The organism is Cohnella suwonensis, from assembly GCF_042655365.1.
GTDB lineage: Bacteria > Bacillota > Bacilli > Paenibacillales > Paenibacillaceae > Cohnella > Cohnella suwonensis.
Map to the genome: position 1 here is coordinate 1 of NZ_JBHSMH010000072.1, position 14,346 is coordinate 14,346.

The 14,346-nt window shown below is 54.6% G+C and carries 12 protein-coding genes; 10 read left to right on the forward strand and 2 right to left on the reverse strand.

Annotated elements, in window-relative coordinates; translation table 11 throughout:
- Positions 1 to 149: 149 nt before the first annotated feature.
- Positions 150 to 1,016, reverse strand: a complete 867-nt coding sequence (locus ACFPPD_RS18450; protein ID WP_209749173.1) for a VOC family protein — start codon at positions 1,014 to 1,016, stop codon at positions 150 to 152.
- Positions 1,017 to 1,115: 99 nt separating this feature from the next.
- Positions 1,116 to 1,775, reverse strand: a complete 660-nt coding sequence (locus ACFPPD_RS18455; protein ID WP_209749174.1) for a hypothetical protein — start codon at positions 1,773 to 1,775, stop codon at positions 1,116 to 1,118.
- Between the two features lie 164 nt (positions 1,776 to 1,939).
- Here ACFPPD_RS18455 and ACFPPD_RS18460 point away from each other — a divergent pair, with 164 nt between their 5' ends.
- From ACFPPD_RS18460 to ACFPPD_RS18505, 10 genes are all read left to right on the forward strand, one after another.
- Positions 1,940 to 2,863 carry a S66 peptidase family protein gene (locus ACFPPD_RS18460; protein ID WP_209749175.1) on the forward strand — a complete coding sequence of 308 codons (924 nt, stop codon included), beginning with the start codon at positions 1,940 to 1,942 and terminating at the stop codon, positions 2,861 to 2,863.
- An 89-nt stretch (positions 2,864 to 2,952) separates the two neighbouring features.
- Positions 2,953 to 3,516 carry a LemA family protein gene (locus ACFPPD_RS18465; RefSeq protein ID WP_209749176.1) on the forward strand — a complete coding sequence of 188 codons (564 nt, stop codon included), beginning with the start codon at positions 2,953 to 2,955 and terminating at the stop codon, positions 3,514 to 3,516.
- A gap of 2 nt (positions 3,517 to 3,518) precedes the next feature.
- On the forward strand, positions 3,519 to 4,295 hold the full coding sequence (locus ACFPPD_RS18470; protein ID WP_209749177.1) for a TPM domain-containing protein: 777 nt from the start codon (positions 3,519 to 3,521) through the stop codon (positions 4,293 to 4,295).
- Between the two features lie 385 nt (positions 4,296 to 4,680).
- Positions 4,681 to 7,731: a hybrid sensor histidine kinase/response regulator gene (locus tag ACFPPD_RS18475; protein WP_209749178.1), complete on the forward strand. Its 3,051-nt coding sequence runs from the start codon at positions 4,681 to 4,683 to the stop codon at positions 7,729 to 7,731.
- On the forward strand, positions 7,728 to 8,870 hold the full coding sequence (locus tag ACFPPD_RS18480) for a response regulator (RefSeq protein WP_209749179.1): 1,143 nt from the start codon (positions 7,728 to 7,730) through the stop codon (positions 8,868 to 8,870). Before ACFPPD_RS18475 ends, ACFPPD_RS18480 begins: the two co-directional genes overlap by 4 nt.
- A gap of 97 nt (positions 8,871 to 8,967) precedes the next feature.
- Positions 8,968 to 9,330, forward strand: coding sequence for a response regulator (locus ACFPPD_RS18485; protein WP_209749180.1), 363 nt, complete (start codon positions 8,968 to 8,970; stop codon positions 9,328 to 9,330).
- Positions 9,331 to 9,537: 207 nt separating this feature from the next.
- Positions 9,538 to 10,575 (forward strand): LacI family DNA-binding transcriptional regulator, encoded by a 1,038-nt coding sequence (locus ACFPPD_RS18490; RefSeq protein WP_209749181.1) that lies wholly within the window; start codon positions 9,538 to 9,540, stop codon positions 10,573 to 10,575.
- Positions 10,576 to 11,068: 493 nt separating this feature from the next.
- Positions 11,069 to 12,442 (forward strand): ABC transporter substrate-binding protein, encoded by a 1,374-nt coding sequence (locus ACFPPD_RS18495; RefSeq protein ID WP_209749182.1) that lies wholly within the window; start codon positions 11,069 to 11,071, stop codon positions 12,440 to 12,442.
- Between the two features lie 105 nt (positions 12,443 to 12,547).
- Complete coding sequence (locus tag ACFPPD_RS18500) at positions 12,548 to 13,450, forward strand: carbohydrate ABC transporter permease (RefSeq protein ID WP_378082821.1); 903 nt, start codon at positions 12,548 to 12,550, stop codon at positions 13,448 to 13,450.
- Between the two features lie 4 nt (positions 13,451 to 13,454).
- Positions 13,455 to 14,306: a carbohydrate ABC transporter permease gene (locus tag ACFPPD_RS18505; RefSeq protein WP_209749183.1), complete on the forward strand. Its 852-nt coding sequence runs from the start codon at positions 13,455 to 13,457 to the stop codon at positions 14,304 to 14,306.
- The last annotated feature ends 40 nt before the right edge of the window (positions 14,307 to 14,346 follow it).

Below are 14,346 nucleotides of genomic sequence, written 5' to 3' on the forward strand. Positions count from 1 at the left end.
TCCAACATAATACTTTAATTATACAAGAAAAAGGCACAGCCCCCTCAAATTAATGAGAGTCTGTACCTTTTAGCGGAAATGGACTTTTTCAGTGGCCTCGCGATTCGCATGGGGGTGTTGTCGTTCAAGAATAGTTATGGAGGCTTCGCTTAGGATGCGGCGCTTAACCGTACGGAGATGCCGGCAGGATCCTGGACGAGCCAGTAGCCTTGATGCTCGGCGGCCGGAATGCCGACCTTGCCGAGTCGATCCAACGTGATCCGAAGCTGTTCGGCCGAAGGCAAGACGATCGTGTAGTAATCGAGACCGGTGCCGTTCTCCGGCGGACGGGGGGCTCCGGCGCCCGCCCAAATGTTCATGCCGATATGATGATGGTAACCGCCGGCCGAGATAAAATAGGCGCCCATCCGGCGGGACATGTCGGCGACGATGTCGAAGCCGAGAACGTCGCAGTAGAAGGCTTTGGCCGTCGCGAGATGATCGACGTGAAGATGGATGTGGCCGAGCACCGTGTCCGCAGGCAAGCCGGTCCACGGCTTGTCGCCCGCGAGGGCGAGCAACCCTTGAATATCGACCGCCTCCGTTCCCATCACGATGTTGCCGGCCTCGTCCTTCGTCCATTCCGACCGCGGACGGTCGCGATAAATTTCGATCCCGTTCTGGTCGGGGTCGGACAAGTACAGAGCTTCGCTGACGAGGTGGTCGCCTTGGCCGATACGAATGTTGGATTCCGCGAGCTTGCGAAGGGAGATGCCGAGCTGCTCTCTCGTCGGCACGAGAATCGCGAAGTGGTAAAGCCCGGTCGCCGATCTCTCGGGCACGAGTACCGCGTCCGGAAGTTGTTCCAGCGCGAGGAACACATTTTCCCCGTCCACGGTCATCAGCGCGACGTTTCCTTCTTGCTTCAATACCTTAAAGCCAATAATATCCGAGTAAAAACGCACCGAACGGGCCAGATCGCGCACCTTCAGCTTCAATTCCCCGAGCTTCGTATCCGCATGAATGGAATAGGACATCGTTAACATTCCCTCTTTCGCATGAACTAAATTACTTATTGTAAGTAACTATACATAATCATCTGAGGGATGTAAAGCGGATGGATGAAAGCGGAGCGGCTAGAAGTAGCTTTCCCGATTCGGATTGTTTTGTTGCCTCTCGAGCGTTTTCATGAACGAATATCTTAAGAGGCCTTTGGCATTCGCGATAGCCAAGTCGCCGCAGCGCTTCGCCTCCTCGATTTGGCCTTTGCGGAACGCGGCATTCGCGTCCAACGCGAACAGAACGGCGGGTTTCTTCAAGCGGCTCTTCGCCGTCTCGAATGCTTTCCAGTCTGAGCGAAGCAAGGCGATATGGGCGAAAAAAACGTAGCGGGTGTCCCGGTGCTTGATACGGGAGGCGAGTTGCGCCGCGGCTTCCGCGTTCTTCCATTCGATCTGAATGTCGGTCATAATAATGATTCTTTGCTGTTCGTTCTTAATGTTGCGGGCGACGGTCGCCGCATGAGCGATGTTGCCGTTCATCAGATCGACGCCCGCTTCATAGAACGGGTTTCTGACCGCCTTCTTTAAGTAAGCTTCTACTTCCTTCGGGTTGTTCGAGAAGCGCAGGACGTAAATCGCGTGCGCATACACGACGAGAATAGAGAAGACAAGTATCGATGCGAAGAGGACGATGGCGCTCAACGGGGTAAAGGCCTCAGTCCCTTTCGCACCGTACCAGATGCCTACGACGATTCCGCCAAGAAGCAGAATCGTCCATTTGATTGCAGATGCCATTTCTTTTCCCCTATTTCATAAGATTGGTGCAGATTGATGAATGAAGTATAGCATCTGATCGATCCGCGATATAGCGCACTTATTTTACCAGCGAAATGCTGATATTCTCCGTCGCTTTCTCATATAGATAGCGATAGCGGCAGCATCGATGCGGAGGGATTCGGATGGCGATCAAGCCACTGGCATTAAAGCGCGGGGATACGGTCGGGATCGTCACGCTGGGCAGCCCTCTCGCGCCGGAGACGATCGACGAGCGGATCGCGTATTTGGAGTCGCTTGGCCTCAATGTCATCCTCGGCCGCTTCGTATACGCCGCGAACGGTTTTCTCGCCGGTACCGACGAAGAACGCGCCGATGATCTGATGAGCATGTTCGCGAACGACGACGTCAGGCTGATCTTGCCGACGCGCGGCGGCGTGGGCGTGGCGGGCATTTTGCCGTATTTGGATTATCGTTTCATCAGGTATCATCCGAAAATCGTCAGCGGCTACAGCGACATCACGGTTCTGCTTAACGCGCTTACGCAGCTGTCAGGCATCGTGACTTTGCATAGCTTGCTGCTGATCGACTTCAAGCCGAGTACGCCGCCGTACAATTTCGAACAATTTTTCACGGCAACTTCTTCGTCCGTCGTTCCTCGCCCGTTAACCAATCCGGAAGGGACGCCGCTTATAGGAAAAGTGCCCGGAATCGCGAGTGGGCCGATCGTCGGAGGGAACCTGACTTCTTTCGTGGGCGCTCTCGGCACGCCGTTCGAGGTCGATACTCGGGGGAAAATCCTGCTGCTGGAAGAAGTACACGAGCCCGTCAACACGGTGTACCGTTATTTCGAGCAATTGAAGCTGGCAGGGAAATTCAGGGATTGCAACGGCATCTTAATGGGCGAATGCACGAGCTGCCAGGACGCTTACGGTAAATCATACGACGATTTCATCGATGAATTCATCGTGCCGCTCGGCAAACCGTTGATTATGAACGTGGCATCGGGGCACGGCGTATACAAAATGGCCATCCCGATCGGAGCTTACGCGACGATGAACGCGTACGACGCGACGATTACGCTGCTGGAGGCGGCGGTTAGCTACTAAGGAAAGCGAAGGAGAATAGGCATCGCATGTTCATCTAGACGTCCGGATGGGAACGATAAGGGTAGGAACTAATCGATGGAGGGACAAGCATGAAACGTTCGACAGTTATCGCTTTGGTCGTCGGAGCGCTCTCGATTATCCTGATTATGGCCGCCGTGAGCTCTTACAACGGTCTCGTATCGTCCGAGACGGCGGTGGACAACAAAGAAGCGCAGATCGACACGCAGCTTCAACGCAGGGAAGACGTAATTCCGAACTTGGTCAACACGGTCAAAGGCTACGCCGCTCACGAGAAAGAAGTGTTCCAATCGATCGCGGACGCTAGAAGCAAGCTAGCAGGCGCGGGCACGACGGAGGAGAAGTCCGAGGCGAACGCCGAGCTCGAAGGGGCGTTAAACAGGTTGCTCGTCGTCGTCGAGAATTATCCGAATTTGAAGGCGGACGCCCAGTTTACCCGCCTGATGGACGAACTGTCCGGCACGGAGAATCGGATCGCGGTCGCTCGCCAGGATTATAACAATTCGGTGACGACGTATAACACGAAGATCAAGAAATTCCCTGCGGCATTGTTCGCTTCGATGTTCGGATTCGATAAGAAAACGTTCTTCAAGGCGGCTCCCGGCGCGGAAACCGTGCCCGAAGTGCAGTTCTGATCATGGCCGCCTATCGTCGCGAATTCAAAGAAGCCGTCTTGCTGTCGCTACTCCTCGCGTCTGCATTCGTATCCTTCTTCGCGGGGGCGCGGCCGGCCGTCGCCGCTATGGATTACGGCGTGTACGTGCAAGACGAAGCGGGGATTCTCCCTCGGCAGACGAAGGACGAGCTTTACGGTCGCGCCGTCTGGCTGCATGAGCAGACGGGGACGGCCCAAGTCGGCGTCGTCACGGTCAAATCGCTTAAGGGAAGGACGCTGGAGGAGGTCGCGGTCGCCCGGTTCCGCTCGATGGGACTCGGAGACAAAGAGCGGAACGACGGCGTGCTATTGCTCTACGAAGCCGAGACCCGGCACGTGCGGATCGAAGTCGGCTACGGCCTCGAAGGCCGGATTACGGACGGCAAAGCCGGGGCGATTCTCGATCGTTACTTCGTCCCGAATCGGGACGCGGGCAGATTGGACGTCGCTTTCTCCCAGACGCAAGGAGCGCTCGTTGGTGAAACGGCGGCGGAATACGGGCTGGACGCTTCCGGCTCCGTGGAAGGCGTTCCGCCCCTGTCGTACGGTAATGACGACGGATTTTTTCAAGGGATGCCCGGTTACGTGAAGTTCATTCTCGGGATCGGCATCGTGTTGTTGCTCGTGCTCGATTTCAAGCTGACGGGCGGCGCCTTCACCTTCTTCCTTCTGAACATGTTCGGCAGGAGGGGCGGCGGCGGAGGCGGCGGAGGCCGGGGAGGCGGCGGCTCTTCCGGCGGTGGCGGCGCGAGCAGGTAAGCGGATTTCGAAAAAGCCCTGAACGAGAATCGTTCCGGGCTTTTTGGCTTGTACAGGGAAGGGGGCTTGTCCGTCCAAATGGAAAAATCCATTAAAAACTCACATTTCGGACTGATGCGGCTAAGTAAATGAATTTGTCCATTAAATTCTGCAGTTTTGAATGGAATTCGAAGAATAAGGTCGAAATAAATGGACTTTTCCATTTCGTGAGCGAGTTCGGAGCAATACGCAGCGAATTAACTGGATTATTCCATTCCGTATGGTACGGAATCGCGAAGTCGCATAACGCACCGAAAGCTCAGGCAGGAACGAGACCGCCGCACGTAGAATTGGATTAGGCAAAGCGAGAAAAATGTCGAAACGCGGAATGACGGAGAAAACGGACATGAAGAACAAGTGGTGGATCATCGCGATCGTGCTCGCGGTATTTTCGCTGGTCCGATTTGTCTGGATGGTTGGAGATCCGTCCGGGAAATATGCCGCGAAAGACGGTACGCTGGATTTGACCGGCTGGCAGGCCGATTCGGGCAAGGTCCTATCGCTACGCGGAGAATGGATCTTCTATCCGGGAGCGTTGCTGACTCCCGAATCGGGTCTTCCGTTAGACGGAGCCGTGCCGGGAGTCGTGTCGCTTAAAGTGCCCGGAGGCTGGGACAGCGTGGTCTCGAAGGACAAGAAAACCGCATACGGCTACGGGACGTACAAGCTGACGATCAAGCTGCCGCCCGGCGACGACAAGCCATACGCTCTTAGGGTGCAGATCGTAAGAACCGCGCACAAGCTGTACATCGACGGCAAGCTTGCCGGACAACGGGGCGTCCCCGGGGTTGACCGGATATCGACGGATCCCGAAGTCGAGCCGTACACGGCGAAGTGGACGCCGATCGGGAGCACGACGGAAATCGTCTTCGCGGCAGCCAATTTCGATTACGGCAGATTGGGCGGCCTGTTCGAAGACATCCGGTTCGGCGAGGCGGGCGCGGTCGATCGGGAGACGAAGCTGCGGTCGGTAGGCAACCTGTTCTTCATGGGTTTCTACGCGGTGAGCGGGCTGTTTTTTCTTATCCTGTACGCATACCGCAGAGAGAGAAAGGAACTGCTGTATTTCAGTTCGTTTTTCTGGTTGTCGCTGCTCTTCTGGGCTACGCACGGGGAAAGGCTGCTATTCTGGTTATTTCCGGGCATCGACTACGACTGGCAGACGAAATTGCAGACGTTATCGTCATTGGGACTTTACGGTTCGCTCTTTCTATTCGCGTGCGCGATGTTTCCGGAATACGGACGCGCCGGAACGCAGAGAACGCTTCTGGCGATCTTGGCGACATCCATTGCGTTCGTCTTGGCGACGGATGCCTCGGTGTTTTCCCGGTTCGAGCAGTTGCTGATGCTCCTCGACGCCCCGATGTTTTTCTATGCTTTCGTCGTTCTCGTCTCCGGAAGCTTAAAGCGGGGAGAAGGCGCGGTCTACACGTTGATCGCGGCCGCTTGCCTACTGATGGAGAGCGTCTTGCAAGCATTGAACTACTGGGGTTATTCCCCGGGAGTACCCGTTCCTCCGCTCGAGAGAATCGTGTTCGTCATTGCGATGGCGCTCTATATCGCCCACCGGTTCTTCACCGGCATGAGGCAAATCGAAGTGCTGTCGAACCGGCTTCTCGTCGCGGACCGGCTTAAGAACGATTTTCTCGCGAATACGTCCCAGGAAATCCGCTTGCCGCTGCACGGGATGATCAATCTCGCGCAGTTGATGATCGAGGAAGGCGAGGCGGGCTCGCGGGACGAGGGCAGGCAAGAGCGGCTCGCGTTGCTTGTGACGACGGGCAGAAGACTCGCGTATATGTTGGACGACATTCTCGATTTGTCCAAGCTGAACGACGGCGGGGTGGAACTGAAGCTTCGCGCGGTCGATATCCGGATGGCGATCAACGGCGTGCTGGAGGCGATGCGATATATGGCCGACGGCAAAATCAGCTTCGCGAACCGGACGGAACCGGGCGTCCCGCACATGTTCGCGGACGAGCGTCGCCTGATGCAGATTCTGTTTAATCTGCTCCATTACGCGATCAAAGCGGGCGCGAAGGGCGTCGTGTCCGTGCAAGCGGAGCCGGATGGTGGAGGCCGGAAAACGCTTGTGTCCGTGAGAGCCGCCCGCGAAGGGCTGCCCGAAGCGACGGAAACAACGGATACGTCGGAAGTGAGCCTGGACATCAGCCGCAAGCTGATCCAGCTGCTTGGCGGGGAGCTGAAGATCGGAAGCGGCGGTGCCGACGGGGACTTCTTCATAAGCTTCGCGCTGCCGGCGGCGCCCGTCTCCGGCGCTTCGAAAGGCATAGAAGAATGGGGAAGGCGGAACGAGATTGCCGCGACGAAGATAGAGGACGGATTCGCCTCTCCGAGCTCGCACGGGAGCGCCGCATCGACGGACGCGCCGCAAGCGCTCGTCGTGGACGACGATCCGGTCGCGCTCCGCGTCATGGCGAATTTGCTTGAGCAGGAAGGGCTGAGCGTCGTCGTCGCAACGGACGGACTTCAAGGCTTGAAGGAACTGGAAAGCGGCGGCGATTGGGAGCTCGTCGTTCTCGACGTCATGCTTCCCGGCATGTCCGGATACGACTTGTGCCGACGCATTCGCATGACCCGTTCCTTCTATGACTTGCCGGTACTGTTCTTGACGTCGAGAAACCAGCCCGCGGATCTGCTCGTCGGATTCGACGCGGGGGCGAACGACTACGTTACCCAGCCGATCGATGCCTCCGAGTTCCGCGCGCGCGCCAAGACGCTGCTGAAGATGAAGCGGTCGATCGGCGAAAGGCTCCATATGGAAATGGCATTCATCCAAGCGCAGATCAAACCGCACTTTCTGTACAACACGCTCAATACGATCGCCAGCTTAAGCGAGACCGATCCCGACAAAACCCGCGAGCTGCTCGTCGGCTTCGGCAATTACCTGCGCAGTAGCTTCGATCTCAGGAATCTGGATAAACGCGTACCTTTCTCCAAGGAATGGGCGCTCGTTCAATCGTATTTGCAGATCGAGCAGGCCAGGTTCGGAGACCGGATGCGGGTCGAGGTCGATCTGCCCGAATTCGCGGAGTTTTATTTGCCGCCGCTGTCCGTTCAGCCTCTCGTCGAGAACGCTTTGAGGCACGGCATACTTCCTCGTTTCGAGGGAGGGAGCTTGACGATTCGGGTGAGCAAAGAGGAGGGCGGCTACCGAGTCCGCGTCATCGACGACGGCGTCGGCTTTCCGCCGGGCAAGGCGGAAGCGGTGCTGTCGGGCGACGCCCGTGCCGGCGGCATCGGGCTTAGAAACGTACATCGCCGGTTGATCAACGTCTACGGGGCGGGACTGGAGATCGCGAGCGAACAAGGCGTCGGTACCGAAGTCGGCTTCGCCATTCCGACGATTCGGACGAACGAGGAGGAAAAAGGATGAAAGCGATCGTCATCGACGACGAAGGCCCGGCGCTGGATAGCTTAACGCGCCTATTGGAACGCAACGGGATCGACGTGGCCGGATCGTTCCGCGATCCGCGCGAGGCGTTGAAGCAGCAGGGAAGCCTCCGTTTCGACGTCGCCTTCGTGGATATCGAAATGCCCGAATTAAACGGTCTGGAGCTTGCTGCGCGATTGCAGACGTCGAAGCCCGACCTGCAGATCGTATTCGTTACCGCCTACGAGCAATATGCGGTCGAAGCGTTCGAGCTGGACGCCGCGGATTATTTGTTGAAACCGGTCCAACTCGGCCGGCTCGACATGACGCTCAAGCGGCTGCGCGCCGCTGCTCGCGGCGGTTCCAGTGATGAAGGAAAAGCTTCCTTGCATACGATTTGCCTGCTTCAACGTCTGGGCTTCCACGATGCGCAAGGAAGCCTGCTGGACATTCAATGGCGGACGGCGAAAGCGAGGGAGTTGTTCGCTTACCTGGTTCATTGCGGCGATAGATCGCCGAGCAAGGACGAGCTGATCGACACGTTATGGCCGGACGGCGACGTCGATAAAGCCGCGACGCTGCTGCATACGAGTCTGTACCATATTCGCCAGACGATGAAGAACGCGAACTTCCCGCTTAAGGTCGAGTACAAGGAAGGCAGATACCGGCTCGTGCTTCCGCAGATGACGGGCATTGACGCTTCGCAATGGGAGCAAGCCGTAGCGGTTGCCGCGGAGGTTGGAGACGCCGATAAATGGCAAGAGCTTCTGTTGGAAGGCTATCGCGGGGATTATTTGGAGGCGGAAAGCTTTCTGTGGGCGGAGCCGGAGAGGGAGAGGGTGCGAGCCTTGTGGTTAGAAGGCGCCTTGAGATTGGCGGGCTCCTTCGAAGCGAAGGCATCCGCCTCCGGAGGTGAGAGCGCGAAAGCGATAGCGATCTACCAAAAGGTACAGTCCCGGTTTCCGGAAATCGAAGACAGTTATTTCGGGCTTATGCGCCATTACGACGCTCTCGGGCAATCGTCCGAGGTGTACCATCAATACGCGAATCTCGTGCGCATGCTCGGCGACGAGTTCGGCATGCGTCCGAAGCCGGACATCCAAGCTTGGTTCGACGAGTGGTACACCGGCAGGTTGGCGTAGGCTGTTCAGATTTTGTTAAGTTTCCTCCGGTATGATTCAATGGAGGCGTTGCATCCGCGGCGGCCTACTTGAGAGTTTCAGCACGGAGGTCATTCCGATGGCGAGAATCATGGTCGTGGACGATGCCGCGTTTTTAAGGGCTATGCTGAAGGATATATTGGTTGGAGCGGGCCACGAAGTCGTAACGGAGGCGGCCAACGGTCAGGAAGCGATCGATAAGTACAAGGCGATGCGCCCGGATCTCGTGACGATGGACATTACGATGCCGATCATGGAAGGCTTGGAGGCGGTGAAGGAAATCCGCAAGCTGGATCCCGGCGCGAATATCGTCATGTGCTCGGCGATGGGTCAGCGAAGCCAAATTATCGAAGCGATCCAAAGCGGGGCCAAAGATTTCATTATCAAGCCTTTCCAGTCGGCGCGCGTGCTCGAAGCGGTGAGTCGGGCGATGGACGGTTGAAGGAGAAGGCCAAGCGCAATTCGATTCCGCCTATTAGATATTCCAACCTCGTTGCCCATTCGGGAGCAACGAGGTTTTATGTCGTACAGGAAGCGATTTCGAAGATTCGAACGCGAAAGCTCTTGCATTTGTTATGATGAAAATGATATAACAATATTAACTATGCGATCTAAACGTTTAAATGATTACGGGGGGGCGTTCGTAAAGATGGAAAAAGTCGGTATCAAAGAAATCGCTGCCCAAGCGAACGTTTCCATCGCCACCGTCTCTTATGTTCTGAACGGAACGCGCAACGTGCGATTGAATACGAAGGAACGGGTTCTCCGGGTCATTGAAGAGCTCAATTACAAGCCGAACGACATCGCCAAAAGCTTAAAGAGCAAAAAAACGAACACGATCGGCGTGATCGCGGAAGACGTCACGGTATTTAACGTTCCTGAAATCATCGACGGCATTAACGATTACGCGGACCGCCACGATCTGCATATCGTCCTGACCAACCTGAGGCTTCACAGGAGGGTGGGTCATCATTATGCAGATGTGGAAGCCTACCGCAAATATGCCGTGAATGCCGTCTCCGACCTGCTTGCGAAGCAAGTGGAAGGCATGATTTATATCGGGATTCATCCGCGCGACGTGACCGGGTTGATTGATACCCAGGGAAAACCGATCGTTTACACCTACTGCTACGCGCAGAATGATCTTTCCATTCAATATAATGACGAGCAAGCTTCTTATGACGCGGTTCGCTACCTGTTTAACAAGGGACATCGCAGAATAGCCGTGATTACCGGCCTGATGGACTCCATTCCTTCGAGGCTCCGCTTCAACGGCTATTATAAAGCGATTACGGAATATGAACTGCCTTTTGAACCGCAGCTGATCAAGGTAGGGGATTGGGGATTGGATTCGGGTTTAAGACTCACGAAAGAATTGCTGGAGCTGTCCGAACCTCCGACCGCCATTCTCGTCATGAATGACGTGATGGCGGTCGGTACGTTGCGGGCGGCACGGGAGAAGGGGGTCGGCGTTCCGGAAGACTTGTCGATTATCGGATTCGATAACCGGGAATTCAGCGATTACTTGAATCCGCGTATCACCACGATGGCTCTTCCCCTGCACGAGATGGGTTATTCGTCGATGAGGTCGCTTCTTCGTCTTGTCAATGGGGAAGACGCCGACCCGGAGCAAGTGCCCCAATGCGTATTGCTGGAAAGAGATTCGGTGGCGCCGCCTAAGAGGTAGACGCGTCTTGAGGCATCTCTGAACATTGGATTTTGGAAGGTTTCCCATACTCCCCATTCCGACTTCGATAGAGGCAGAAACGGCTTCTTCAAGGAATGGGGCGTTTTTTTTGTCTCCGAACCAGGCAAGGAAACGGTAGTCAAATGAATGGTATCGATTGTAAAAAAAAGCGCTTGCAACAAGTTCTACACCTGTGATATAAAATAGTTAGAAAATTATTTAAACGTTTAGATTCCGAGTGAAACCGCAAACAGCCCTACATTAGCGTAATCACGGGATAATGGATCCAAACAAGCAAGAGGCTAGAGTTTCACGAGTGATTCGACAAAAATATGCAAAACTACGCACGTTAATCTAAACGTTTAGATTCTGGTTGCGGTCACCGTGCATTTTGTCATCTTGCCTCCGCTGCCTTTGAAAGCGATTTCTTAACGATCGGCTATAATCCACAAAGAGGGATTTGGCATATAAAATCATTTTGGGGGATGAGGGAATGCGTAAGAAAGGGATTTTGTCACTGGCTTTGATTCTGCTTCTCGGCATGATGTTGACCGCTTGCGGAGGCGGAAACGATAATTCAAGCCCATCCGCTTTACCGTCCGATTCGCCTTCTGCTTCCGCGAGTCAGCCGGCTTCCGAATCGCAACCGGCGTCGAGCCAAGCGCCGGTCGAGCCGACGAAGCTGACGCTGTGGACGTTCGTGCAGCAGCACGCCGACTTCTACAAGTTCATGGCGGACGAATGGAACAAGAATAATCCGGATACACCGATCGAGTTGGACGCGCAAAACATTCCATACGACGACATGCACACCCGTTTGCTGCTCGCGCTGCAATCCGGCGAAGGCGCACCGGACTTGGCGGACGTCGAACAGAGCAAATTTCCGAACTTCATGAAAGGAGAAGCGCAGCTGGTGGAGTTGAACGATATCGTCGAACCGGAAATTCCTAACATCGTGAAGTCCCGAGTCGACATTTACAGCAAAGACGGAAAATACTACGGGGTCGACATGCACGTCGGCGCGACCGTTATGTACTACAACAAAGAATTGATGGATAAAGCCGGCGTGAACCCGGATGATATCAAATTGTGGTCCGATGTGGAGAAGTACGGCAAAATCGTCGTCGAAAAAACGGGCAAACCGTTCATCACTTTCGAAGGAGCGGGCAACTGGTCCTGGTGGCCGGCGATCAATCAACTGAAGTCGGACCAAGTCGGGCCGAACGGCGAAGTAACGGTTGACGACCCGCGCAACATTCGCGCAATGACGTTCTTCAAGAAGCTGGTCGACCTCAAAATCGCGGCCATCGCTCCGGGAGCGGGTCACGACACGCCGGAATACAAAGCCTACATGAACGCGGGCAGCGCCGCATCGGTCTTCATGCCATTCTGGTTCATGAACCGTTTCACCGACGAAATGCCGGATCTGAAAGGAAAAATGATCATCCGTCCGATGCCGGCATGGGATGAAGGCGGTAACCGCTCGGCAGGTATGGGCGGTACGGGCTTGACCATTACGAATCAATCGAAGCATGCGGATTTGGCGAAGCACTTCCTGGCCTATGCTAAATTATCCAAGGAAGGCAACATCCAAGTGTGGAAGCAACTCGGCATGGACCCGATCCGCACGGAAGTTTGGTCCGATCCGGCGATGAAGGAATCGAACAAGTTCACCGACTATTTCGGAACGGACATTTTCGATACGCTGATCGAGATCAAGGATGAGATCTATCCGGTTAACATCCGCGAGATTTCGCCAAAAGTGTTTGACGCCGTCCGCAACGACATCGTTCCTAAAATATTCCAGTTCGGCAAAGAACCGGAGAAAGTCATCAAGGAAGCGGCCGAGCAGCTCCGCAAAGGTTAATCCTCATCCGATCTTTACGTATTGAGCATACGAATCGCTGGCATCGCCGGGCGCAATTGCCCGGCATGCCGGTGATACTTCTGAGCCAAGCAGAGGAGGGATAACTTGCAGCCAGAGAAAGTGAAGTCCGGATGGGGCAGTTCGCAGAAGTTAGCCCCCTACTTGTTCATCATGCCGTTTATCCTTTCTTTTTTGCTCTTTTTTTCATACCCTCTCGTGAAGGCGGTCGTGATGAGCTTTCAGAGCGTTCTGCCGGGGGAGATCCGATTCGTCGGATGGGCCAACTACGAAAAATTGATGAACAAAGATTTCTTTACGGCGCTTTACAACAATACCAGGTACACGTTCTGGACGCTTCTGGTGCTTATTCCGTTGCCACTCGTATTAGCCGTTTTTCTGAACGCCAAAATGATGAAGGCGCGCAATTGGTTTCGAGCTTCGCTGTTCATTCCCGCTTTGACTTCTATCGTCGTCGCAGGGATCATCTTCCGTTTGGTATTTAGCGAGCTGGACGGAGCGATCATGAATTCTTTCGTTCACCTGTTCGGAGCGTCCAGTAAAAAATGGTTGCTCGATCCGACGCTCAGCATGTTCGCTTTGGTTTTTCTCGCGACATGGCGCTGGGCCGGGATCAACATGCTCTATTTTCTCTCGGCGCTTCAAGGCATTCCGCGGGAATTGTACGAATCCGCCGAAATCGACGGCGCGGGCACGATGGGGAAATTTTTTAAGATTACCGTTCCGCTTCTCAAGCCGATCTCCGTTTACGTGCTCACGATTACGATCTACGGCGGTTACGCCATGTTCACGGAAAGTTACATGCTATGGGGAAGCAGAGGCTCCCCGCAAAATATCGGGTTGACGATGGTCGGATACATTTACCAGCAAGGGTTCCAATATTTCGACCTCGGGTTCGGCTCCACGGTGGGCCTGACGCTGCTCGGGATCACCCTGATCGCAAGCCTAGTGCAGTTAAAACTGTTCGGCTTGTTCAAAAGGGAGGAGTAGCGGAATGCCGGAAAAACGCAAATGGTCGATCTCCTCCGTCTTCCTGCTCTTGTTGTTCGTCGGCTTGGCCGTTATAGCTTTGTTTCCGCTGTACGCTCTGTTTCTGGCTTCAATTAAACCAGCCTCGGAATTGTTCCGTTACGGATTAAACGTAAGGTTGGATTTCGATGTCATGACTTTAGCAAACTACAAGGCCATTTTCGCCGCAAAAGGCGGTTCCGAGAGTTATTTCATTTGGTATAAAAACAGCCTCATCATTACGCTGCTATTCACATTTATTTGTTTGCTTCTATCATCGATGGTCGGATATGGTTTGGCGATGTATTCATTCAGAGGCCGAAATCTTGTCTTCATTCTCGTGCTGGCCGTCATGATGATCCCGGTGGAAATCATTATTCTTCCGCTATATACGCTTTCCATTGACCTCATGATCATTGATTCCATCTGGGGCGTCATCCTTCCGTTTGTCGTAGCACCGCTTCCGATTTTTTTCTTTCGACAATTCGCGCTCGGGCTGCCGAAGGATTTCATGGATGCCGGAAGAATAGACGGATGCAGCGAAATGGGCATCTTCTTCCGGATCATGGTGCCATTGATGCTGCCCGCTTTCGGAGCGATGACCATTTTGCAAGCGTTGTTCAGCTGGAATAACTTTCTGTGGCCGGTTATCGTACTTCGTTCGCAGGATCATTTTACGCTTCCTATCGGGCTTACCGCCTTGCTGTCGCCGGTCGGCAATAACTATGAGGTACTGCTCGCCGGGTCCGTATTGACGATCTTGCCGATCTTGATTCTGTTCTTGTTTTTCCAAAGATTCTTCATTGAAGGATTGACGGTTGGAGGCGTGAAAGGCTAGGAGCAGGCGTTGGGCATTTAGAGGAGAGAAGGAGAGAAAC